The following is a 23,502-nucleotide window of genomic DNA, read 5'->3' on the forward strand; positions in this document are numbered from 1 at the left end:
CTCTCCTACTCGGGTGCTGTCACACCAGTGCTAATGACGGTCTCTGCCCCGCGCACGCTCTTCAACTCTAGCTCCCTCAGTTTGCTGCGCGACAGCGCGGCGTCGAAGACGAGGCGGCCCCTCCTACAGATGTACGCCGATTCCCTGTAGGAGCTGCCGCAGGCTGCGATCTTTTCTGTCCGCACATCCAATGAAACAGGCTCACAAGGTGAAAAATATGCGCCGGCGCTTTATAGTGGCCGACCTCCGTTTCATCAAGTAGCCGAGCCCCATGTCCGAGCCACGCAAGATCCTCGTCACCAGCGCCCTGCCCTATGCCAATGGTTCGATTCACCTCGGCCATATGCTGGAATACATCCAGACCGATATGTGGGTGCGCTTCCAGAAGCACCGCGGCAATCAATGCATCTATGTCTGCGCCGACGACGCCCACGGTTCGGCGATCATGCTGCGCGCGGAAAAGGAAGGCATCACCCCGGAACAACTGATCGCCAACGTCCAGGCTGAACACAGCGCCGACTTTGCCGACTTCCTGGTGGATTTCGATAATTTCCACTCCACTCACGCCGAAGAAAACCGTGAGCTGTCGAGCCAGATCTACCTGAAGCTGCGTGACGCCGGGCACATCGCCACGCGCTCGATCACCCAGTATTTCGACCCGGAAAAGAAAATGTTCCTGGCCGACCGCTTCATCAAGGGCACCTGCCCGAAATGCGGCACCGAAGACCAGTACGGCGACAACTGCGAAAAATGCGGCGCGACCTACGCGCCAACCGACCTGAAGGATCCGAAGTCGGCGATCTCCGGCGCCACCCCGGTGCTCAAGGATTCCCAGCACTTCTTCTTCAAGCTGCCAGACTTCCAGGCCATGCTGCAGACCTGGACCCGCAGCGGCACCCTGCAGGATGCCGTAGCCAACAAGATCGCCGAATGGCTGGACGCCGGCCTGCAACAGTGGGACATCTCCCGCGATGCGCCGTACTTCGGTTTTGAAATCCCCGACGAGCCGGGCAAATACTTCTACGTGTGGCTGGATGCACCGATCGGCTACATGGCCAGCTTCAAGAACCTGTGTAACCGTACGCCAGAGCTGGACTTCGACGCGTTCTGGGGCAAGGACTCCACTGCCGAGCTGTACCACTTCATCGGCAAGGACATCGTCAACTTCCACGCCCTGTTCTGGCCAGCCATGCTCGAAGGCGCGGGCTACCGCAAGCCGACCGGGATCAACGTACACGGCTACCTGACCGTCAACGGTCAGAAGATGTCCAAGTCCCGTGGCACCTTCATCAAGGCCCGGACCTACCTGGACCACCTGTCGCCGGAATACCTGCGCTATTACTACGCGGCCAAGCTGGGCCGTGGCGTCGACGACCTCGACCTGAACCTCGAAGACTTCGTGCAGAAGGTCAACTCCGACCTGGTGGGCAAAGTCGTCAACATCGCCAGCCGTTGCGCCGGTTTCATCAACAAGGGCAATGCCGGCGTGATGGTCGACACCAACGCCGCGCCTGAACTGACCGAAGCCTTCCTGGCCGCCGCCCCAGGCATTGCCGACGCCTATGAAGCCCGCGACTTCGCCCGCGCCATGCGCGAGATCATGGGCCTGGCCGACCGCGCCAACGCCTGGATCGCCGACAAGGCACCGTGGTCGCTGAACAAACAGGAAGGCAAGCAGGATGAAGTCCAGGCCATCTGCGCCACCGGCGTCAACCTGTTCCGCCAACTGGTGATTTTCCTCAAACCTGTGCTGCCGCTGCTGGCCGCCGACGCCGAGGCGTTCCTGAACGTCGCGCCGCTGACCTGGAACGACCACGCGACCTTGCTCAGCAACCATCAGTTGAACGAGTTCAAGCCGCTGATGACCCGAATCGACCCGGTCAAGGTGCAAGCCATGACAGACGCCTCGAAAGAAGACCTGACCGCCAGCCAGACCGACACCGGCGACGCCGCGCCTGCCGGCAATGGCGAACTGGCCAAGGATCCGCTGTCGCCGGAAATCGAGTTCGACACCTTTGCCGCCGTCGACCTGCGAGTCGCCCTGATCGTCAAGGCAGAACACGTGGAAGGCGCCGACAAGCTGTTGCGCCTGACCCTGGACATCGGTGACGAGCAACGCAACGTGTTCTCCGGGATCAAGAGTGCCTACCCGGACCCGTCCAAGCTCAATGGTCGCCTGACCATGATGATCGCCAACCTCAAGCCACGGAAAATGAAGTTCGGCATTTCCGAAGGCATGGTGATGGCGGCGGGTCCTGGCGGTGAAGAAATCTACCTGCTCAGCCCTGACAGCGGCGCCAAGCCAGGTCAGCGCATCAAGTAAATTTCTGCACTGAACCGATCCCACAGTCGTGCCTGGCGCGACTGTGGGATTTTCATGTCTGGCCCACCCTCCCGCCTTGCCGGATAATGCCTAAGCTTTTCAGACCATCTCCTGTAGGAGCGAGCTCGCTCGCGATGGTCGTTAACGATAATGCGTGCCCACAGGTTGAACGTGGCGCTCTTGAGTCCATCGCGAGCAAGCTCGCTCCTACAAAAACTACCGTTCCTGCCGGCACCAACAATGACCGAGATCCTGCTTACGCTTATCAGCACCGCCCTGATCAACAACCTCGTGTTGCACTGGCCGCTGGGCGTCGATCCGCTGTTGGGCAGCCAGCGCGGGCAGGTCCATGCCTTGGGCATTGCGACCACGTGCCTGATGCTGGTCGTGGGCATGCTCGGCTACGCGCTCTATCACTGGCTGCTGGTGCCGCTGCAATTGACGCCGCTGCGTCTGTTTGTGTTTCTGCCATTGAGCGTGCTGCTGATCAGCCCGTTGTTGAAGTTGCTGGCCCGGGTGTTTTCGACATTGCCGTTCGAGGACCTCTGGCCGTTGCTGCTGGGCAATGCTGGCGTGCTCGGCGTGGCCTTGCTCAACGTTCAGCAAGACAAGGGCTTCTTTCACGCCACAGCCTTGAGCCTTGGTGCAGGGCTGGGCTTCTGGCTGGTGTTGAGCCTGTTCACTGATTTGCGTGAACATACGGCCGACAACGATGTTCCCCTGCCCTTTCGCGGCCTGCCGATCGACCTGATTGGTGCCGGCCTGATCGCTGTGGCTTTTCTCGGATTCAGCGGACTGATCAAAACATGAGTCTGATTCAACGCATCGACGCACTCTTGCCGCAAACCCAATGCGGCAAATGCGGCCACCCCGGGTGCAAGCCGTACGCCGAAGGCATCGCCAGCGGTGAGCCGATCAACAAGTGTCCACCCGGTGGCAAGGAAACCATCGCGGCCCTGGCCGAGTTGCTGAAGGTGCCGGTGCTGGAACTGGACATCACTCGCGGCTCGGCACCTGCGCAGATCGCCTATATCCGCGAAGCCGAGTGTATTGGTTGCACCAAGTGCATTCAGGCCTGTCCGGTCGATGCCATCGTCGGCGCGGCCAAACTGATGCACACGGTGATCATCGATGAGTGCACCGGTTGCGATCTCTGCGTAGCACCATGCCCGGTGGACTGCATCGAAATGCGCCCGCTGCCACTGGACACTGTATTGCCGGTTGTCGGGGGGCTGGCCCTCACACCGCAAGCGCGGCAGGCCCGCACCCTCAAGCGCGATCACGCACGGCGCCGCTTCGAACAACGCAATGCCCGCTTGCAGCGCGAAGAACAACAGAAAATCGCCGAACGCCAGGCCCGGCAACGCGCCGCGCAACCCGCCGAGGCGTCTGTCGACCCGGTTCAGTCCGCCCTCGAGCGTGTTCGCGCACAGAAAGCCGCCAATGCCGATGCCGCGCTGAAAAAGGCGAAAATCGAGGTGGCGATGAGTCGGGCGCAACTGCACAAATCGCTGAAGGCCTTCGGACATCCGCCAACCTTCGAACAGCAATCGCAGCTGATTGTCCTGCAACATCAGTATGAAGCCGCCGAGCAAAACCTGGCGCAACTGGAAAGCGTCGCACCACCTGCCCCCGCGCCAACGATCACCGCTGTGTCGTCAAATGATGCCGATCTGAAACGGGCCAAGATCCAGTTGGCCATGCGCCGCGCCGAACTGAAAAAGGCTCAGGCCAACGAAGCACCGGCAGAACAAATCGAAGCCCTGGAGCGCGCACTCGGCGAAGCCGAACGCCTGGTGGACGCCCATGCCAGCCCTTGAAGCGGTTGATGATCGCCTGCAACAGGCGATGAAACTGGTGCTGCTGGCCACGCTGCCGGGAATGCTGGCGGCGTTCTGGCTATACGGCTGGGGCGTGTTGATCAACCTGGTTCTGGCGGCCGCTGCTGCGCTGGCCGTCGAGGCCGCCGTTGTGCAATGGCGCAAGCGGCCGCTGCGACCAACCCTGAGTGACGGTAGCGCGCTGGTCAGTGCCACCTTGCTGGCTCTGGCGCTACCACCTTACTGCCCATGGTGGCTGCCCCTCAGTGCTGCCGCTTTTGCCATGGTGTTTGGCAAGCACTTGTATGGCGGTGTCGGCTCGAATCCCTTCAACCCGGCGATGCTCGGCTTTGCTTTGGTGCTGGTGACCTTTCCCCAATCAATGACCCATTGGCCCTCGTCCCATGGCATGGATCTGCTGAGTGGCTTGCAGCAAGTGTTCGGTGTCGGCCAGGCGCCGGATGCATGGGTGCAGGCTACGGCACTGGACAGTCTGCGGATCAATAAAAGCCTGACCATGGATGAACTGTTTGCCGGCAACCCGGCATTCGGCCACTTTGGCGGTCGGGGAGTGGAATGGATGAGCCTGGCGTTTCTGGCAGGTGGATTGTTTCTCCTGCAACGGCGGGTGATCAGTTGGCACGCCCCGGTCGGCATGCTGGCCAGCCTGTTCATCATCAGCTTGCTGTGCTGGAACGGGTCGGGCTCCGACTCCCATGGTTCACCGCTGTTTCATCTGCTTAGCGGCGCGACCATGCTGGGGGCGTTCTTCATCATCACCGAACCGGTATCCGGCGCCAGAAGCCCTGGCGCGCGACTGCTGTTCGGCGCTGGCGTCGGACTGCTGACTTATCTGATTCGTACCTGGGGCGGCTATCCGGACGGCATCGCCTTTGCTGTGTTGTTGATGAACCTGTGCGTGCCAGCGCTGGAACGGTTCGTAGTGGCCAGGCAACTGCCGGAGGCGCCATGAGCCGGTCATCAAGCATCACGCTTCTAGTGCTTCTGGCCGCGACGGGCATTGGCGTGACGTACTTCCTGCAGCTCAGCAGTGCGCCGCGCATTGCTGCCGAACAGCGAACGATCGACAGCCGAAACCTGCTGGACCTGATCGCGTCAGGCAGCTACGACAATCAACCACTCGAACACCCCATCAGGGTCGAATCAACCGCCCTGGCCAATAGCACCTTGCTGGGTGGTTATCTGGCGACCCGGGCCGATCAACCCGTCGCGGTACTGCTGCGCAGTCAAACTCTTGGCTACGCCGGTGCCATCGACCTGATGATTGCTGTCAATGCCAATGGCAGGTTGCTGGGCGTCAAAACCCTCAAACAGTCGGAAACCCCAGGACTGGGTGCGCGGATCGCCGACTGGCCCAATGCCTGGCTTCAGGTTTTTTCCGGCAGGTCTCGAACAGAACCGGGCGACAGTGGCTGGGCATTGAAAAAGGATCAGGGACAGTTCGATCAGATCGCAGGTGCGACTATCACCTCAAGGGCGGTGATCAATGCCATCCACGATGCGTTGCGCTACTTCGATGAACACCGGCAACAACTGCTCGGAAACCCTGCCAATGGATAACTCATCAACCCTGCGCAACGCCTTGATGCTGACGCCGCTGATCGGCGCTACCGAGTCGCTGATGGCCGCACTTGGCCTGTGCCTGATGTTCATGGTGGTGACCCAGTTGTTCAGCCTGGCCATGGGCGCCCTGCGATCCCGACTGGTCCCCGCGACCCGCTTGCTCGCCAGCATCCTGTTGGCGGCCACGCTCACCAGTTGTGCGGAACTCATGGCACAGGCCTGGTCGCTGCAATGGCAGCAGCATTTGGGGTTTTATGGCGCTTTGATCGCCTTGCAATGCGTCGTACTGGAACACACCGAGTTCTTTCAGAGCGATTGGCGTCAACGCCTGCGACTCAACGGCCTGTTTGCCACGCTGATGATCGCGCTGGGCCTGCTGCGCGAACTCATCGGCAACGGAACACTTGGAAATCATCTACCGTGGCTGTCCAGTGCAACGCAAACTGACTGGCAAGGTTGGATACTGATGGCCGATGGCGGTCTGCACCTGGCCACATTGGTCCCTGGCGGGTTCATTCTGCTCGGACTGCTGATCGCCGCCTGGCAGGCCTGGCGACCCAGGCCCACACATTGATCGTCTTCGAGGAAACGCACTGCCCATGAATGCCGCAAAACGTCTGGAAATTTTCCGCAGGCTGCACGAGGACAACCCGGAACCAAAGACCGAACTGGCCTATTCCTCACCGTTCGAATTGCTGATTGCCGTGATTCTCTCGGCGCAGTCGACCGATGTCGGCGTCAACAAGGCCACAGCCAAGCTGTTCCCGGTCGCCAATACCCCGGCAGCGATCCATGCCCTGGGTGTCGAAGGACTGTCGGAGTACATCAAGACCATCGGTCTGTACAACAGCAAAGCAAAAAACGTGATCGAAACCTGCCGTCTGCTGATCGAGCGCCACGCCGGTGAGGTGCCACAAACCCGCGAAGAGCTGGAAGCACTGCCCGGCGTCGGCCGCAAGACCGCCAATGTGGTACTCAATACGGCATTCCGTCAGTTGACCATGGCCGTCGACACGCACATTTTCAGGGTCAGCAACCGGACTGGCATTGCGCCTGGCAAGAATGTGATTGAAGTCGAGAAAAAACTGATGAAATTCGTGCCCCGGGAGTACCTGCTCGACTCCCATCACTGGCTGATCCTTCACGGCCGCTATGTTTGCCTGGCCCGCAAGCCCCGATGCGGGAGCTGCCGGATCGAGGACTTGTGCGAATACAAGCACAAAACCTCCGACGATTGAGGCGCTATTAGGTTTTTTGATTTGCCGATTGAAAAAATCTTTTTTACCCGCCGGGAGATTGTCGCTATAAGGAGCGCCAAAGGCCTTCTTAGCCTGGAGCAACTAAATGAGTACTGGCAAAGAGCAATTGGACGTAGAAGACGATTTCACCACCGCCGAAACCGATGACGCTGAGCCGGTGGTTGAAGTAGCGAAAACTAATCTGAGCAAACGCCGCACCATCGACAACCTGCTGGAGGAGCGCCGACTGCAAAAGCAATTGGCCGATTACGATTTTGACTTATGACACCTGAAAGCCTCCCGAAACGGAGGCTTTTTTTTAAGTGCCATACTCTGGTAGACGCCCCTTGTCGCACAGTTACGTCATCACACCAGACCATTGCGTTGTGCCAACTCGATCAAATCGACCAGAGACCTCGCATTCAGTTTGAGCAACAGACGGGTCTTGTAAGTACTGACTGTTTTATTGCTGAGAAACATTCCATCGGCAATCTCTTTATTGGTCTTTCCTCGGGCCAACTGTTGCAGGACCATCATTTCCCGCCCCGACAATCGATCAACCATATCGGCCTCACTGGCATTCCCCAAACTGCAACGCACGGTATGCAAGGCTTGATTAGGAAAGTAACTGTAGCCTGACAACACGGCCTTTATCGCACTGAGCAACTCCGTCAGGTCTTGTTGTTTGCAGACATAACCGGCCGCCCCGGATTGCATGCAACGCATCGAAAAATGCCCCGGCGCCTGGGAAGTCAGAATCAGCACTTTCATCGGCATTGAGGTCGAAGACAAACGCGCGATGACTTCCAATCCGTCCAGCTTCGGAATCCCGATATCCAGAATGACAATATCCGGCATAAGTTCGCGGGCCAGTTGCAGTGCATCCACACCATTATCGGTTTCTGCAATAACTTCGTAGCCATGACGTTCCATTAGCATACGTACCGCAAGACGAATGACGGGGTGATCATCCACGATCAGCACTTTATTCATGGGCAAGTCCAATTTTCGCTGTTCGAATTTTTAGAGCCCGCACAATAGCCTAGTCGTTTCACCCATGGCATGTCGCCCCTTCCGGCCACCCACACCAAGAGACATCCCCTACAAACAACACGGATTTCTCCTACAAAAATCCCTCGAACGGAATGAGTTGAAAACTGTGTCAGCGTCAGTGTGTCGCACTTTCCAGCAGCTGCCTCTATCGATTTACGACCAAAATTTTCCGAGATCCGGCCTGAACAGTCGCGCCCTGACAAACATAAGCCTCTACTCCTTCGTTAAAACGTAACTGATATTTTCGCACTCAACATTCACACCAGAAATATCACACACCAAGCATCCAATTACTCTTACAGCAAATAATATTTTTTGAGCAATCATTAAAGCACCACCAACACTTAAAAAACCGAAGAAAATACAACAACTACTACATCAAACCATCCCCATAAACCATTCGAGAAAAGACAATAGAGCATGAATATAGAACATGATAAAAAACGAATTAACAACCCGATGACAATTATCGCGATATTCGCAGCGCTCTCTGAGACTTCGGCAGCCGTTTCTCTACCCTTCCTTGACCAAGAGGAAAGAGAACTCTATGTCTGGTTTCTGATCAGCTTTCCGTTTTATTTACTTTTGCTTTTTTTCGCGACACTCAACTTCAACTACAGATCACTGTATGCGCCTTCCGACTTTGAAAAGGGCAAACACTTCATGAAAGTCATGGATGATGCCGGGCGGCCGGAAAAAAAGGCGGCCGGGAAGTCCTCTGGGAGTTCCGCTCTGGAAACGTCAACGGATGACCGGCAGTCAGCTCGGACGCCCTGCGGCGCACAGGGCCCGCCAACGGGGATTGGCCTGCAATCCACCGTATTTGTTCAGCATCAACTTCAGTTACCGGAGTTTATAAAAGACCTGTACATCGTGGATGCACGCTGGATGAGCAAGGAGGTCGAGTTTGGAGCGCTGCTGGAAAAAATCCAGAGGCCGCGGGAAAAGACGGCGTACGTGATTCTGTTTGTCACGTGTGCCGTTTCGGAGGCTTTACTGAAAGCCAGCGCGCTTAAATATTCAAAGCAGACCAGGAAGCGCAGTGCCGCCTTTTATGTGGCCTACAATCTGGATTCGCACAGGTTGTCGGTCATTGATCAAGCCGGACAACCAGCAGACAACAACACGTAGAACAGGACAGACCACTGGAAGGAGAAAAACAGGAAATCGTCAGCGCAAACGCAAACACACGACAACGTAGTAACTGGCGTCACACCCCGTTTTCAGGTACCTGACCTCGTCGAGGACGAGGTCAGGTACCCATCACGATCTCAAAGGTCTCAGAACAGCTTCCGGCCTTTGTTCGCTGCAATGCGCATGCGCAAGGCGTTGAGCTTGATGAAGCCCGCTGCATCCGCCTGGTTGTACGCGCCACCATCTTCTTCGAAGGTCGCGATGTTGGCGTCGAACAACGATTCGTCAGACTTGCGACCCGTAACGATCACATTGCCCTTGTACAGCTTCAGGCGAACAACACCGTTCACGTGGGCCTGGGACGCATCGATCATTTGTTGCAGCATCAGACGCTCAGGGCTCCACCAGTAACCGGTGTAGATCAGGCTGGCATATTTCGGCATCAGCTCGTCCTTGAGGTGAGCCACTTCGCGGTCCAGGGTGATCGATTCGATCGCACGGTGAGCGCGCAGCATGATGGTGCCGCCAGGGGTTTCGTAGCAGCCACGGGACTTCATGCCCACATAACGGTTCTCGACGATGTCGAGACGACCGATACCGTGTTCACCACCGATACGGTTCAGGGTCGCCAGCACGGTGGCCGGAGTCATTTCGACGCCGTCCAGCGCGACGATGTCGCCGTTGCGGTAGGTCAGTTCCAGGTATTGCGGTTTGTCTGGAGCGTTCTCCGGGGAGACGGTCCATTTCCACATGTCTTCTTCGTGCTCGGTCCAGGTGTCTTCCAGCACGCCGCCTTCATAGGAGATGTGCAGCAGGTTGGCATCCATGGAATACGGGGACTTCTTCTTGCCGTGGCGCTCGATCGGGATCGCGTGCTTATCGGCGTAGTCCATCAGCTTTTCACGGGACAGCAGGTCCCACTCGCGCCAAGGGGCGATCACTTTCACACCTGGCTTCAAGGCGTACGCACCGAGCTCGAAACGAACCTGGTCGTTACCCTTGCCGGTGGCGCCATGGGAAATGGCGTCTGCACCGGTTTCGTTGGCGATTTCGATCAGGCGCTTGGCGATCAGCGGACGAGCGATGGAAGTACCCAGCAGGTACTCGCCTTCGTAAACGGTGTTGGCGCGGAACATCGGGAAAACGAAGTCGCGCACGAACTCTTCGCGCAAGTCGTCGATGTAGATCTCTTTAACGCCCATGGCCTGAGCCTTGGCGCGTGCAGGTTCGACCTCTTCGCCCTGACCCAGGTCAGCGGTGAAGGTCACCACTTCACAGTTATAAGTATCCTGCAGCCACTTGAGGATCACCGAAGTGTCCAGGCCGCCGGAATACGCCAGAACGACCTTGTTTACGTCCGCCATGCCATCACTCCACGGGGTTCTACGGAAAGCCGGGAAGTCTACCGCTCATACAGAATAATTTACAGTGGCGCGACAGCTTATGACGACGAAGCGACAGATTATGTCGAGGGAGCGACGATGACCAAATAGTCAGGAAGTTGCCGAAACGGCCGCTTTCGTCGCTTGCGGGGCGACTTGTTCCACTGGTGCTCCGCGCTCCAGGCGTACCGCTACCCGACGGTTCTTCGCGCGGTTGGCACTGTTGGTATTAGGCGCCAGCGGATAACGCTCGCCATGGAAACGCACGGTAATTTGCGACTCCTGGATGCCGTTGGCCTTGAAGAACTCCATCACTGCCAGGGCCCGGCGCCGCGACAGGTCACGGTTGGTCAGGCGGTTGCCGCTGTTGTCAGAGTGACCGTCGAGCTCGATGTGATTGACCGTCGGATCGGCCTTCATGTATTCCAGCATCACCTGCAGCTTGGCCTTCGCGGCACTGTCGAGTTCGATTCCGCCGCCGGGGAAGCCGATGTCGGATTGCTTCACCTGCTCGAAGTTCTGCGGCAACAGTTTGGCCACGCAGCCTTGATAATCGGCAAACGCCTTGGTGAACCTGACCGGCAGCAAGCGCACTTCCGACACCCGGCCATCCCCCGCGGAATGGCGAACCACCGGGCTGCGACCGTCCATCAGTCCGCTGATCAGGCGCCCGGCCTGAACCTGCGAGCTGTTGAACAACACGTTACCGCTACCGATTCTCACCGTACCCAGGTTGATATCATCACGCCCCGGTTGCCAGGGTGCCGCAGCGGCCAGCAAGGTCGCTGAACCGCCGCCGATCATCGGATTGTAGGTTTTCAGACGAAAAGTCGCCTGCTCGCCGGCACGACGCACGAACTCGCCCGAACCGAAGTCGGTAATCGGCTGAGTCAGGCGGCACTCGAACTTGTCACCTTCGACCGCCCACTCAATGCTCTCCAGACGAGTCTGGAAAGTGAGCGCCATCGCGGGAAGGCTGGCAAACACACTGAGCAAGGCTAAATAACGCTGGCGCACGGGAGGCTCCACTGGCTTCTACAACAAAAAGACCGACACACACATGTTTACGGCATACCTGTTGGATATCGGAAGCTTCCAGCAAAACTTGATAGCGAGTGCCTGCAAGTGTCTTTTCCGGTAGCATTCCCCTCAGTTTGACCCGCCTGGAATCCCCTCATGTCCGACCGCCTGACCCTGCTGCGTCCCGACGACTGGCACATTCATCTTCGCGATGGTGCCGTGTTGACCAATACCGTCGCGGATGTCGCGCGCACCTTTGGCCGCGCCATCATCATGCCCAACCTGGTTCCACCGGTGCGCACCGCGGCCGAAGCCGACGGCTATCGCCAGCGGATTCTCGCTGCCCGCCCGGCCGGCAGCCCGTTCGAGCCACTGATGGTCCTGTACCTGACCGACCGCACCCAGCCTGAAGAAATTCGCGAGGCCAAGGCCAGTGGATTCGTGCACGCCGCCAAGCTGTACCCGGCCGGCGCGACCACCAACTCGGACTCTGGCGTCACCAGCATCGACAAGATCTTCCCTGCACTCGAGGCCATGGCCGAAGTCGGGATGCCCTTGTTGGTTCATGGCGAAGTCACCCGTGGCGATGTCGACGTGTTCGACCGCGAAAAAATCTTCATCGACGAGCACATGCGTCGTGTGGTCGAGCGTTTCCCGACCCTCAAAGTGGTCTTCGAACACATCACCACCGCCGACGCCGTGCAGTTCGTCAACTCGGCTTCGGCCAACGTTGGCGCAACCATCACCGCGCATCACCTGCTGTACAACCGCAATCACATGCTGGTGGGCGGGATTCGGCCGCACTTCTATTGCCTGCCGATCCTCAAGCGCAATACCCACCAGGAAGCCCTGCTCGACGCCGCCACCAGCGGCAGCGAGAAGTTCTTCCTCGGCACTGACTCGGCGCCCCACGCCCAGCACGCCAAGGAAGCGGCCTGCGGCTGCGCCGGTTGCTACACCGCCTATGCGGCCATCGAGATGTACGCCGAAGCCTTCGAACAGCGCAATGCGCTGGACAAGCTCGAGGCCTTCGCCAGCCTCTACGGCCCTCGGTTCTATGGTCTGCCGGCCAACACCGATCACATCACCCTGGTCCGCGAAGAATGGACCGCCCCGACCAGCCTGCCATTTGGCGAGCTGACCGTTATCCCGCTGCGCGCCGGTGAAAAACTGCGCTGGCGCCTGCTGGAGGAACACGCGTGAGTGAAGACCATTTCGACGACGAACTGGAAGGCAACGGCGGCGGAGGTGGCCCTCGTCATCCAATGGCGGCCAGGTTCCGTGGTTACCTGCCGGTTGTCGTCGACGTAGAAACCGGTGGCTTCAATTCGGCCACCGATGCCCTTCTGGAGATCGCCGCGACCACCATCGCCATGGATGAAAAGGGTTTTGTTTACCCGGATCACACCTACTTCTTCCGTGTCGAGCCGTTCGAAGGCGCGAACATCGAAGCGGCGGCCCTGGAGTTCACCGGGATCAAGCTCGATCACCCGCTGCGCATGGCGGTGAGTGAAGAGTCGGCCCTGAACGATATTTTCCGCGGCGTGCGCAAGGCGCTAAAGGCCAACGGCTGCAAACGGGCGATTTTGGTTGGGCACAACAGCAGCTTCGACCTGGGCTTCCTGAATGCTGCGGTTGCGCGGCTGGACATGAAGCGCAACCCGTTCCATCCGTTCTCCAGTTTCGATACCGCAACGCTCGCTGGCCTGGCCTACGGTCAAACCGTGCTGGCCAAGGCTTGTCAGGCAGCGGACATCGATTTCGATGGCCGCGAGGCTCACTCGGCCCGTTACGACACCGAGAAGACCGCTGAGCTGTTCTGCGGCATCGTCAATCGCTGGAAACAAATGGGCGGTTGGGAAGACTTCGACGATTGATTGTTCTTTGTAGGAGCGAGCTCGCTCGCGATGGACTTGAGAACGCCGCGGGGTGTCAGACTCCCAGCGTTATCGTTCACGTCCATCGCGAGCAAGCTCGCTCCTACACAGTCCCGGCGTTATCCCGCCCATAAAAAAACCGGCCTCGAAGGCCGGTTTTTTTGTACCTGATTTTTATAGCTGGAGCCTGCGCCTTACAGAGCGGCAGCGTGCTCGGTCAGGTAAGCCGCAACGCCTTCTGGCGAAGCGTTCATGCCTTTGTCGCCTTTTTTCCAGTTGGCAGGGCAGACTTCGCCGTGCTCTTCGTGGAATTGCAGAGCGTCGACCAGACGCAGCAGCTCTTCCATGTTACGGCCCAGCGGCAGGTCGTTGATGATCTGCGAACGGACAACGCCTTTGTCGTCGATCAGGAACGCGCCACGGAAAGCCACGCCGTCAGCGGACTGAACGTCATAGGCTTTCATGATTTCCTGCTTGATATCGGCAGCCATGGTGTAGCGAACTTCGCCGATACCGCCATTGTTGACCGGCGTGTTGCGCCATGCGTTGTGGGTGAAGTGCGAGTCGATCGACACAGCGACCACTTCAACGTTACGCGACTTGAACTCGGACATGCGGTTGTCCAGAGCGATCAGCTCGGACGGGCATACGAAGGTGAAGTCCAGTGGGTAGAAGAACACCAGGCCGTATTTGCCTTTGATCGCCGAAGACAGGGTGAAGCTGTCAACGATCTCGCCATTGCCGAGTACGGCCGGTACGGTGAAGTCAGGGGCTTGTTTGCCTACGAGTACGCTCATTGGATATCTCCTGGTGTAATAGCGTGAGAAACAGGGTTCGAATCAGCCTGCCACCCTGAGGCGACAGCCCTGTGACACGATCCCCGGTCGCAAAAGACCGTCCATCATACACCGCGTGTTTGAGCTGGCTTAGCTGTTTTTTCCCGGCACGATGAAATCCTCATCGGTTTCATATCACCGATTTGCCAGGCAGACCGTTCGTCAGCCATCCCCACTTATGACGAAAAGCGCACCGAAACCACTTTGACAATCATTCTCGTTAACATTAAGATCCATCGCAATTGAGTCACAATCAGCGACGGTCCTTCCTTATGTATGTTTGCCTCTGCACTGGCGTCACCGACGGTCAAATCCGCGATGCGATCTATGAAGGATGCTGCAGCTACAAGGAAGTCCGAGTGGCCACCGGCGTTGCCAGTCAATGCGGTAAATGTGCCTGCCTCGCCAAGGAAGTGGTCCGCGAGACCCTGACCAAACTGCAAACGGCCCAGGCTGCAATTCCTTTTCCAGCGGAATTTACTGCCGCTTAACTATCGAATTTCAAAGAACCGGACATATGTCCGGTTTTTTTATGCCTCAAAATCAACTAGTTATGCTCTAGACGCGGAACACAAACATTCTTATTCCGATTAATTTTCATTTAAGTTTCAATAACTTAGGTTTGACACCCTTAAATACGCGGCTCAAACTCTGCCCTATTGACAGCTAATAAAGGGCAGGACCCCACCATGAAAGGCGACGTTACAGTCATCCAGCATCTCAACAAGATCCTCGCCAATGAGCTGGTCGCGATCAATCAATACTTCCTGCATGCGCGCATGTATGAAGATTGGGGCCTGAACAAGCTCGGCAAGCACGAGTACCACGAATCCATCGACGAGATGAAGCACGCGGACAAGCTGATCAAGCGAATCCTGTTCCTTGAAGGCCTGCCGAACGTCCAGGACCTGGGCAAGCTGCACATCGGTGAGCACACCAAGGAAATGCTGGAGTGCGACCTGCGTATCGAACGCATCGGTCACGCGGATCTCAAGGTGGCTATCGCTCATTGCGAAACAGTCGGCGACTTCGGTAGCCGTGAGCTGCTTGAAGATATCCTCGAGTCCGAAGAAGAACATATCGACTGGTTGGAAACCCAGTTGGGCCTGATCGATAAAATCGGGCTCGAGAACTATCTGCAATCGCAGATGGGCGAAGAGTAGGAGCTGCCGCAGGCTGCGATCCTGGGGGATTGCAGCGGCAACTTTGCAGTAACTATCCAGACACAATAAAAAGCCCCGCCCTCTTTCGAGTGGCGGGGCTTTTTATTGCCTCCTGTAGGAGCGAGCTTGCTCGCGATGGTCGTTAACGATTACGCGGCAAGCCTGACAACCCGCGGCGTTTTTTAGTCCATCGCGAGCAAGCTCGCTCCTACATACAGCGAATCAGGCTTCGGTCTTTGGAGCAGCGGCTTCGACGGCAGCCTTGATGGTGGCTTGCAGCGAACCGTCAGCCGCCATTTCAGTCATGATGTCGCTGCCGCCGACCAGCTCACCACCGACCCACAGTTGCGGGAAGGTTGGCCAGTTGGCGTATTTTGGCAGGTTGGCGCGGATTTCCGGGTTCTGCAGGATGTCCACGTACGCAAACTTTTCGCCACACGCCATCACGGCCTGCGCGGCTTTTGCGGAGAAGCCGCACTGCGGGGCATTCGGCGAGCCTTTCATGTAAAGCAGAATGGTGTTGTTGGCAATCTGCTCTTTAATCGTTTCGATGATATCCATGGAGCACCTCGGCTGAACTTTCCGACTCATGGGTCGGCACGGTGGCGCATTGTAACGGAAAGCCGAGCGCCCTGCTCGGTCTCTCCGTCAGTATGATTCAAGCCGCCGCCACAGTCACTGGCACGCCATTGAACGCGGCATTTCCCGAGAGTTCGTCAATCTGGCGTTCGTCGGTCAGGTCGTTGGCGCTTGAACCCGGCTGACTGCTGGCAATCGACATTTGCACGCCGGGCCGCGCGTGACCCCAGCCGTGAGGCAGGCTGACCACGCCCTTCATCATGTCCAGACTGCCAAGCACTTCGACTTCGATCTCCCCCACCCGCGAGCTGACCCGCACACGCTGTCCGTCGCTGAGACCACGACTGGCCAGGTCGTCCGGATGCATCAGTAACTGATGACGCGGCTTGCCCTTCACCAACCGATGATAATTATGCATCCATGAGTTGTTGCTGCGCACATGCCGGCGGCCAATCATCAACAACTCGTCGGCGGGCGGTGCCTTCAAGGCTGCAAAGCGCGTCAGGTCAGCGAGAATCGCGGCCGGTGCGGCCTGGATGCGTTGATTGGCAGTCTTCAGGCGTGGCGTCAGGTTAGGCTTGAGCGCGCCCAGATCGACGCCATGGGGATGATCGAACAAGGTCGCCAGCGACAGCTTGTGCTCTGAATTGTCGCCGTACATCCCCATGCGCAAGCCGCGATCGATCATTTGCGCCGGGGCGATGGTGGGCTTCAACTCTTTGCCGGTCCTGGCGGCAAATGCCTTGGCCAACCCGACGAAGATCTCCCAGTCGTGCAATGCACCTTCGGGCTTGGCGAGGATGGCGCGATTGAAACGACTGACGTTGCGCACCGCAAACAAGTTGAATGTGGTGTCGTAATGATCGTTTTCCAGCGCCGATGTGGACGGCAGGATCAAGTCGGCGTAACGCGTGGTTTCATTGATGTACAGGTCGATACTGACCATGAATTCCAGCCCGTCCAGCGCCTGCTCGAGCTTTCGGCCATTAGGCGTGGACAGCACCGGATTGCCCGCCACCGTGATCAGCGCCCGCGCCTGCCCTTCCCCCTCGGTGAGCATCTCCTCGGCCAGCGCCGACACTGGCAGTTCTCCGGCGTATTCCGGGCGCCCGGAAACCCGGCTCTGCCACAGATTGAAATGCCCGCCCGAGGTCGACGCCACCAGGTCCACCGCCGGCTCGGTGCACAAGGCACCACCCACGCGATCGAGATTGCCGGTGACCAGATTGATCAACTGCACCACCCAGTGGCACAGCGTACCGAAGGCCTGGGTCGAAACGCCCATGCGGCCATAGCAGACTGCACTCGGTGCCGCGGCGAAGTCCCGCGCCAATTGGCGGATCTGTTCGGCCGGTACGGCGCACAACGGGCTCATGGCTTCGGCAGTGAACCGCGCGACGGCCTCCCGCACGTCCTCCAGGCCGTCCACCGGCAGATGGCTGTCGCGGGTCAGACCTTCTACGAACAAGGTGTTGAGCAGCCCGAACAACAGCGCGGCATCACTGCCCGGGCGCACGAACAGATGCTGATCGGCAATCGCCGCCGTTTCACTACGACGAGGGTCGACCACCACCACTTTGCCACCCCGGGCCTGTATCGCCTTCAAGCGTTTTTCCACATCCGGCACGGTCATGATGCTGCCGTTCGAAGCCAGTGGGTTGCCACCCAGGATCAGCATGAAATCGGTGTGATCGATGTCGGGGATCGGCAGCAACAAACCGTGGCCGTACATCAAATGGCTGGTCAGGTGATGGGGCAATTGATCGACCGAAGTGGCGGAAAACCGGTTGCGGGTTTTCAGCAGGCCGAGGAAGTAGTTGCTGTGGGTCATCAGCCCGTAATTGTGCACGCTCGGGTTGCCCTGATAGGCCGCCACTGCGTTTTGCCCGTGACGCTCCTGAATGGCGGCGAGGCGTTCGGCGACCAGATTGAATGCCGCTTCCCACTCGATGGGCTGCCACTCATTGCCCACCCGCTGCATCGGCTGATGCAGTCGATCCGGATCGTTCTGAATGTCTTGCAACGCCACGGCCTTGGGGCAGATGTGCCCACGACTGAACGTGTCATGGGGGTCGCCCTTGATCGAAGTGATCTGGACGTTTGCGCCATCGACCTCGGTGGTTTCGATGGTCAGGCCACAGATGGCTTCACACAAATGGCAAGCACGGTGATGGAGAGTCTTGGTCATGGCCAGTCTCTGTCTTGTTATGGGCGGGCAACGTTGGCCACGGAAACAAAACTATGGCGCCAGACCCGCCGCCACGCCAGCGACGTTCGTCTTGTGAATCGAGGGTTATCAGGCCAGCCGATGGCCGTCGGGCATCAGTTCGGAGGCAGCCTGAGCGGCGCCTGCAAGTGGATTTCCTGAAGGGTTTCAATCGGCCTGTGAGGGCCATGTACGCCGGTCAGCTCGCCGATCAGGCTACCGTGTTCGTCGAGCCCGGCGCTGATGAATGACAGGTCAGAAACCGACTGTCAGCGTACCGTTGCCGCCCCGTTTGATTGCCAAGCCCCGAGAGGCCGGTGTACAAATGAGCCGCTGCTATAAGGAATCAGGCTTCAAAGCGCTACTTCGGTGAACCCGTAGCACCTCTGAAACTCCCTAAAAACTGTAGCCCTATTGGTAAGACGCGACATTTAATTATAAGATCGCGCCTTCCCCTATTTCGTCGCCCCGTGCGGCTTACGCCGCAGGTCTCGCCCGTTGTTCCGTTAAACAAGGCTTTGAGCATCTGCGGTTTGTAGCAAAAAGGTAGTCAATGATGAGCGCAAGGCACTTTCTCTCCCTGATGGATTGCACGCCCGAAGAGCTGGTCAGCGTGATCCGTCGAGGCGTTGAGCTCAAGGACCTGCGTAACCGCGGCGTACTGTTCGAGCCTCTGAAAAACCGCGTCCTGGGGATGATTTTCGAGAAATCCTCGACCCGTACCCGGATCTCCTTCGAGGCTGGCATGATCCAGCTCGGCGGCCAGGCGATCTTCCTGTCGCCACGTGACACCCAACTGGGCCGTGGCGAGCCGATCGGCGACTGCGCCATCGTCATGTCGAGCATGCTCGACGCAGTGATGATCCGTACTTTTGCCCACAGCAACCTGACCGAATTCGCCGCCAACTCTCGCGTGCCGGTGATCAACGGCCTGTCCGATGACCTGCATCCGTGCCAGTTGCTGGCGGACATGCAGACCTTCCTCGAACACCGCGGCTCCATCCAGGGCAAGACCGTGGCCTGGATCGGCGACGGCAACAACATGTGCAACAGTTATATAGAAGCGGCGATCCAGTTCGACTTCCAGTTGCGCGTGGCCTGCCCGGAAGGCTATGAGCCCAATCCTGAATTCGTGGCCAAGGCCGGCGATCGGGTCACCATCGTTCGCGACCCGAAAGAAGCCGTGCGCGGTGCACACCTGGTGAGCACCGACGTCTGGACCTCCATGGGTCAGGAAGAAGAAACCGCCAAGCGTCTGAAGCTGTTCGCACCGTACCAGGTCAACCGCGCCCTGCTTGACCTGGCCGCTGAAGAGGTATTGTTCATGCATTGCCTGCCGGCGCACCGCGGCGAAGAAATCAGCGTCGACCTGCTCGACGACAAACGTTCGGTGGCCTGGGATCAAGCCGAAAACCGCCTGCACGCGCAAAAGGCCCTGCTCGAGTTTCTCGTCGAACCGGCGTATCACCACGCATGAGCCAGCCTTTACTGCTTAACCTGCGCAACCTCGCCTGCGGCTATCAGGACCAGCGTGTAGTACAGAACCTGAACCTGCATCTGAACGCTGGTGACATTGGTTGCCTGCTCGGCTCTTCAGGCTGCGGCAAGACCACCACGCTACGGGCGATAGCCGGCTTTGAACCGGTACATGAAGGCGAAATCCAGCTGGCGGGCGAAACCATCTCCAGCGCCGGCTTCACCCTCGCGCCGGAGAAACGTCGCATTGGCATGGTGTTCCAGGACTACGCGCTGTTTCCGCATTTGAGCGTGGCCGACAACATCGCCTTCGGCATTCGCAAGCATCCGCAAATGGATCGCGTTACCGAAGAACTGCTGGAACTGGTCAACCTGAAGAACCTCGGCAAGCGCTTCCCCCACGAACTTTCAGGTGGCCAGCAACAACGTGTCGCCCTGGCCCGCGCGCTGGCACCGGATCCGCAATTGCTGTTGCTCGACGAGCCGTTCTCCAACCTCGATGGTGAATTGCGCCGCAAGCTCAGCCACGAAGTACGCGACATCCTCAAGGCCCGAGGCACCAGCGCGATTCTGGTGACTCACGACCAGGAGGAAGCCTTCGCAGTCAGTGACCACGTTGGCGTATTCAAGGAAGGTCGCCTGGAACAGTGGGATACGCCCTACAACCTGTATCACGAACCGCTGACACCCTTCGTGGCGAGTTTCATCGGCCAGGGTTATTTCATTCGCGGTCAGTTGAGCAGCCCGGAGTCGGTGCAAACCGAGCTCGGCGAATTGCGCGGCAACCGGGCCTACACCTGGCCGGTAGGCGGTGCCGTGGACGTGCTGCTGCGCCCGGACGACATCGTCTACGCGCCGGACAGCGCACTGAAGGCGCGAATTGCCGGCAAGACGTTCCTGGGTGCGTCGACCCTCTATCGCTTGCAGCTGCCGACAGGCGCACAACTGGAATCAATCTTCCCGAGCCATGTCGATTGCCTGGTCGGGGCGGATGTGGGTATTCGTGTCGCGGCTGAACACCTGGTGCTGTTCCAGGCGTCCGGCAGCACGGCGGCGCAGATTCCTGCTGTTGAATCCGGTGTCCGGCGGTACAGCACCGCTAGCTGATACACAAAAAACCCTGTAGGAGCGAGCTTGCTCGCGAAAAACGTCTGGATAACGCGTTCCTTCCGGTTGCACGCGTTATCGTTGTCGTCCATCGTCGGGTCGCCGCCCGGAGCAAGCTCGCTCCTACACTGGATTTGCGTCATCCCAGCATCAGTGTGCCGCTGGCAACCAAGGTCGCATTCCCGCCGATCTTCACCCGATCGCCTTCCAGTCGACAGAACAATTCCCCACCCCGCGCCGAACGCTGAAAAGCCGTCAGGCTCGACTTGCCCAATTGCTTTGACCAGTACGGAATCAGAAGGCAATGGGTCGATCCGGTTACCGGGTCTTCATTGATGCCGATTGCCGGGGCGAAGTAGCGGGAAACGAAATCGTGCTGGCTGCCACGCGCCGTCACGATGGCGCCCAACCATGGCAGTTTCGCCAGGGCCACCATGTCCGGTTTGCAGTCGAGCACGGCTTGCTCCGACTCCAGCACCACGAACAGCTCATTCGAACCCAGTACCTCGACAGGCTTCACGCCCAGTGCACGCTCGATGTCCGGGATCAGGTTCACCGGCGACGCAGTGATCGCCGGGAAATCCAGCCACAGGCGCCCACCCTCACGGGTCACGCTCAACGGGCCGGATTTGCAGGTGAAGTCCAGTCGCTCGACGGGCTCTTTATAGATCTCAAACAACACATAGGCACTGGCCAGTGTCGCGTGACCGCACAATGGCACCTCGGTGGTCGGCGTAAACCAGCGGATGTGCCAGCCCTGCCCTTCGCGCACGACAAATGCCGTTTCGGCGAGGTTGTGCTCGGCGGCAATCTTCTGCATCAATTCATCGGCGAGCCAGGTATCGAGCCGATAGACCATCGCCGGGTTACCACTGAATGGCTGATTGCTGAACGCGTCGACCTGATGAAACTCTAGCTGCATAACCTTCTCCCTTGGTTTGTCCGCTGAGCATGCAGTGCCGGCCGAACCACCGCCAGTGACAGAGCGGGCTGATTTTCACCATACAGCGCTGCACTTGCTTCGATGCTCACGCCCGACCGATATCGGCAAACTTCGCTTGGGTGTGTTCGGCCAGCACCGCCGGTGCCAGCTCAACTTCCAGCCCACGTCGACCCGCACTGACAAAAATGCTGGCGAAGGGCTGGGCCGAATTATCAATGAAGGTACGCAAACGCTTTTTCTGCCCCAGCGGACTGATCCCGCCCAACAAATAGCCAGTAGAGCGCTGCGCTGCCGCCGGGTCGGCCATTTCGACCTTTTTCACGCCCGCGGCGTGGGCCAGTCCCTTCAAGTCCAGGCTGCCGACAACCGGCACCACGGCCACCAGCAACTCGCCCTTTTCGCTGGCCGCCAGCAGGGTCTTGAACACCTGCGCCGGATCGAGCCCGAGCTTTTCCGCCGCTTCCAGCCCGTAGGAGGCAGCCTTCGGGTCATGTTCGTAACTGTGTACGCGATGTTCGGCCCGAACCTTTTTCAACAAATCCAATGCGGGGGTCATGACAGCTCCAGACTGGGCGACAGAAGAAAAATACTGCGCCGGATTCTAGGACATTGATCGCTAAAAGGCTCCAGGGCAGCGCATCCATAACGCCATTGCCTGGCCATCCCATTGCGCAATGACTCGTTCATTCATGCAACGAATAGTTTTTTTGTGACCGATGGTTCACTTTCGACCTTTGACATCAGCGTTTCTTGTCTATATTTTTTCGTTTCTGAAACTGCACGAAACGTCCTACCGCTGCACCCAGCAGAAAACCGCGACCAGGATGGGGATCCTGCCTCGGCGAAAACCGCGCTCCGACCATGATGGGAAAAAGCGCCACACAACAAAAAAAATGAGGTTTCAATGACAACTGCTTTACAACAACCGTCGCTCTCGAGCCAATGCATGGCCGAGTTTCTGGGTACGGCGCTGCTGATCTTTTTTGGTACAGGTTGTGTTGCCGCGCTCAAAGTCGCGGGTGCCAGTTTTGGCTTGTGGGAAATCAGCATTATCTGGGGCGTCGGTGTCAGCATGGCGATCTACCTCACCGCCGGAGTTTCCGGAGCTCATCTGAACCCTGCCGTCAGCATTGCCCTGAGCATTTTCGCGGACTTCGAAAAACGTAAATTGCCTTTCTACGTACTCGCCCAGGTGGCAGGTGCCTTCTGTGGAGCGTTGTTGGTTTACACGCTTTACAGCAATCTATTCTTCGAATTCGAACAAACTCATCATATGGTGCGTGGCACTCAAGCCAGCCTTGAACTCGCATCGGTGTTCTCTACCTTCCCGAATCCTGTACTGACCACTGCCCAGGCGTTTCTGGTCGAGGTGATCATCACGGCCATCCTGATGGGCGTGATCATGTCCCTGACCGATGACAACAACGGCCTGCCCAAAGGCCCGTTGGCACCGCTGCTGATCGGCCTGCTGATTGCGGTAATCGGCAGCTCAATGGGACCGCTGACCGGTTTTGCCATGAACCCTGCGCGGGACTTCGGCCCTAAACTGATGACTTTCTTCGCTGGCTGGGGTGAAATTTCCTTCACCGGCGGACGCGATATTCCGTATTTCCTGATTCCTGTTTTTGCACCGATTGTCGGTGCCTGCCTCGGCGCCGCTGCCTATCGCGGGCTGATTGCCCGCCATCTGCACGGCGCTGTACCTGCTACAAAGGATGCAACAGCTGCCATTGACGGCAAACCCAGAACTTCTTGATACCG

24 protein-coding genes are annotated in these 23,502 nt (G+C 58.3%); 16 read left to right on the forward strand and 8 right to left on the reverse strand.

Features of this window, described 5'->3' with window-relative positions:
- Positions 1-271 precede the first annotated feature (271 nt).
- From metG to KGA83_RS19595, 8 genes are all read left to right on the forward strand, one after another.
- Entirely contained in the window at positions 272-2,323 is a 2,052-nt protein-coding gene (metG, locus tag KGA83_RS19560) for a methionine--tRNA ligase (protein ID WP_108215012.1), read from the forward strand.
- Between the two features lie 240 nt (positions 2,324-2,563).
- Complete coding sequence (locus KGA83_RS19565) at positions 2,564-3,133, forward strand: electron transport complex protein RnfA (RefSeq protein ID WP_223530573.1); 570 nt, start codon at positions 2,564-2,566, stop codon at positions 3,131-3,133.
- A complete protein-coding gene (rsxB, locus tag KGA83_RS19570; RefSeq protein WP_108215010.1) occupies positions 3,130-4,143 on the forward strand; it encodes an electron transport complex subunit RsxB in 1,014 nt (337 codons plus the stop codon). The genes KGA83_RS19565 and rsxB overlap by 4 nt, the downstream gene beginning before the upstream one ends.
- Positions 4,130-5,116: an RnfABCDGE type electron transport complex subunit D gene (locus KGA83_RS19575; protein ID WP_108215009.1), complete on the forward strand. Its 987-nt coding sequence runs from the start codon at positions 4,130-4,132 to the stop codon at positions 5,114-5,116. Before rsxB ends, KGA83_RS19575 begins: the two co-directional genes overlap by 14 nt.
- Positions 5,113-5,724: an RnfABCDGE type electron transport complex subunit G gene (locus KGA83_RS19580; protein ID WP_108215008.1), complete on the forward strand. Its 612-nt coding sequence runs from the start codon at positions 5,113-5,115 to the stop codon at positions 5,722-5,724. Before KGA83_RS19575 ends, KGA83_RS19580 begins: the two co-directional genes overlap by 4 nt.
- Positions 5,717-6,301, forward strand: a complete 585-nt coding sequence (locus KGA83_RS19585; protein WP_223530575.1) for an Rnf-Nqr domain containing protein — start codon at positions 5,717-5,719, stop codon at positions 6,299-6,301. Before KGA83_RS19580 ends, KGA83_RS19585 begins: the two co-directional genes overlap by 8 nt.
- 25 nt (positions 6,302-6,326) lie before the next feature.
- Positions 6,327-6,965, forward strand: coding sequence for an endonuclease III (gene nth, locus KGA83_RS19590; protein WP_108215006.1), 639 nt, complete (start codon positions 6,327-6,329; stop codon positions 6,963-6,965).
- 106 nt (positions 6,966-7,071) lie between these two features.
- Positions 7,072-7,251 (forward strand): PA3496 family putative envelope integrity protein, encoded by a 180-nt coding sequence (locus KGA83_RS19595; protein ID WP_007972325.1) that lies wholly within the window; start codon positions 7,072-7,074, stop codon positions 7,249-7,251.
- Between the two features lie 80 nt (positions 7,252-7,331).
- On the opposite strand, the gene KGA83_RS19600 is transcribed toward KGA83_RS19595, so the two are convergent.
- Positions 7,332-7,958 carry a response regulator transcription factor gene (locus KGA83_RS19600; protein WP_008053528.1) on the reverse strand — a complete coding sequence of 209 codons (627 nt, stop codon included), beginning with the start codon at positions 7,956-7,958 and terminating at the stop codon, positions 7,332-7,334.
- A gap of 480 nt (positions 7,959-8,438) precedes the next feature.
- On the opposite strand from KGA83_RS19600, the gene KGA83_RS19605 reads away from it, so the two are divergent.
- Positions 8,439-9,149, forward strand: coding sequence for a hypothetical protein (locus KGA83_RS19605; RefSeq protein ID WP_108215005.1), 711 nt, complete (start codon positions 8,439-8,441; stop codon positions 9,147-9,149).
- 149 nt (positions 9,150-9,298) lie between these two features.
- Here KGA83_RS19605 and KGA83_RS19610 read toward each other — a convergent pair whose 3' ends face one another.
- Both KGA83_RS19610 and KGA83_RS19615 read right to left on the reverse strand, forming a co-directional pair.
- Positions 9,299-10,516 (reverse strand): argininosuccinate synthase, encoded by a 1,218-nt coding sequence (locus KGA83_RS19610; protein WP_108215004.1) that lies wholly within the window; start codon positions 10,514-10,516, stop codon positions 9,299-9,301.
- A 129-nt stretch (positions 10,517-10,645) separates the two neighbouring features.
- Positions 10,646-11,551, reverse strand: a complete 906-nt coding sequence (locus KGA83_RS19615; protein WP_223530577.1) for a flagellar protein MotY — start codon at positions 11,549-11,551, stop codon at positions 10,646-10,648.
- Between the two features lie 159 nt (positions 11,552-11,710).
- Here KGA83_RS19615 and pyrC point away from each other — a divergent pair, with 159 nt between their 5' ends.
- On the forward strand, positions 11,711-12,757 hold the full coding sequence (gene pyrC, locus KGA83_RS19620; protein ID WP_223530579.1) for a dihydroorotase: 1,047 nt from the start codon (positions 11,711-11,713) through the stop codon (positions 12,755-12,757).
- A complete protein-coding gene (gene rnt / locus KGA83_RS19625) occupies positions 12,754-13,431 on the forward strand; it encodes a ribonuclease T (RefSeq protein WP_046043606.1) in 678 nt (225 codons plus the stop codon). The genes pyrC and rnt overlap by 4 nt, the downstream gene beginning before the upstream one ends.
- A gap of 194 nt (positions 13,432-13,625) precedes the next feature.
- Here the strand turns inward: rnt and KGA83_RS19630 are convergent, their stop codons facing one another.
- Positions 13,626-14,228: a peroxiredoxin gene (locus tag KGA83_RS19630; RefSeq protein ID WP_160385564.1), complete on the reverse strand. Its 603-nt coding sequence runs from the start codon at positions 14,226-14,228 to the stop codon at positions 13,626-13,628.
- A gap of 311 nt (positions 14,229-14,539) precedes the next feature.
- Between KGA83_RS19630 and KGA83_RS19635 the strand changes: the two genes are divergently transcribed.
- Together KGA83_RS19635 and bfr are read left to right on the forward strand one after the other, a co-directional pair.
- Positions 14,540-14,758: a bacterioferritin-associated ferredoxin gene (locus KGA83_RS19635; RefSeq protein WP_008053520.1), complete on the forward strand. Its 219-nt coding sequence runs from the start codon at positions 14,540-14,542 to the stop codon at positions 14,756-14,758.
- 198 nt (positions 14,759-14,956) lie between these two features.
- Positions 14,957-15,430 (forward strand): bacterioferritin, encoded by a 474-nt coding sequence (bfr, locus tag KGA83_RS19640; RefSeq protein WP_108215001.1) that lies wholly within the window; start codon positions 14,957-14,959, stop codon positions 15,428-15,430.
- Between the two features lie 222 nt (positions 15,431-15,652).
- Here the strand turns inward: bfr and grxD are convergent, their stop codons facing one another.
- On the reverse strand, positions 15,653-15,991 hold the full coding sequence (grxD, locus tag KGA83_RS19645) for a Grx4 family monothiol glutaredoxin (RefSeq protein WP_108215000.1): 339 nt from the start codon (positions 15,989-15,991) through the stop codon (positions 15,653-15,655).
- A 97-nt stretch (positions 15,992-16,088) separates the two neighbouring features.
- Positions 16,089-18,197: a molybdopterin oxidoreductase family protein gene (locus KGA83_RS19650; protein WP_223530581.1), complete on the reverse strand. Its 2,109-nt coding sequence runs from the start codon at positions 18,195-18,197 to the stop codon at positions 16,089-16,091.
- A gap of 574 nt (positions 18,198-18,771) precedes the next feature.
- Between KGA83_RS19650 and argF the strand changes: the two genes are divergently transcribed.
- The gene (argF, locus tag KGA83_RS19655; RefSeq protein WP_108214998.1) at positions 18,772-19,692 is read left to right on the forward strand and encodes an ornithine carbamoyltransferase; all 921 of its coding nucleotides are present in this window, start codon (positions 18,772-18,774) and stop codon (positions 19,690-19,692) included.
- Positions 19,689-20,798 carry an ABC transporter ATP-binding protein gene (locus tag KGA83_RS19660; protein WP_108214997.1) on the forward strand — a complete coding sequence of 370 codons (1,110 nt, stop codon included), beginning with the start codon at positions 19,689-19,691 and terminating at the stop codon, positions 20,796-20,798. The genes argF and KGA83_RS19660 overlap by 4 nt, the downstream gene beginning before the upstream one ends.
- Before the next feature lie 139 nt (positions 20,799-20,937).
- Here KGA83_RS19660 and KGA83_RS19665 read toward each other — a convergent pair whose 3' ends face one another.
- Both KGA83_RS19665 and ybaK read right to left on the reverse strand, forming a co-directional pair.
- Positions 20,938-21,720 carry a PhzF family phenazine biosynthesis protein gene (locus KGA83_RS19665; RefSeq protein WP_108214996.1) on the reverse strand — a complete coding sequence of 261 codons (783 nt, stop codon included), beginning with the start codon at positions 21,718-21,720 and terminating at the stop codon, positions 20,938-20,940.
- A 106-nt stretch (positions 21,721-21,826) separates the two neighbouring features.
- Positions 21,827-22,297: a Cys-tRNA(Pro) deacylase gene (gene ybaK / locus KGA83_RS19670; RefSeq protein WP_007971306.1), complete on the reverse strand. Its 471-nt coding sequence runs from the start codon at positions 22,295-22,297 to the stop codon at positions 21,827-21,829.
- A 348-nt stretch (positions 22,298-22,645) separates the two neighbouring features.
- Between ybaK and KGA83_RS19675 the strand changes: the two genes are divergently transcribed.
- Entirely contained in the window at positions 22,646-23,497 is an 852-nt protein-coding gene (locus tag KGA83_RS19675) for an MIP/aquaporin family protein (protein ID WP_108214995.1), read from the forward strand.
- Positions 23,498-23,502: the final 5 nt, after the last annotated feature.

This window comes from Pseudomonas sp. GL-R-19 (genome assembly GCF_019956375.1).
Classification (GTDB): Bacteria; Pseudomonadota; Gammaproteobacteria; order Pseudomonadales; family Pseudomonadaceae; genus Aquipseudomonas.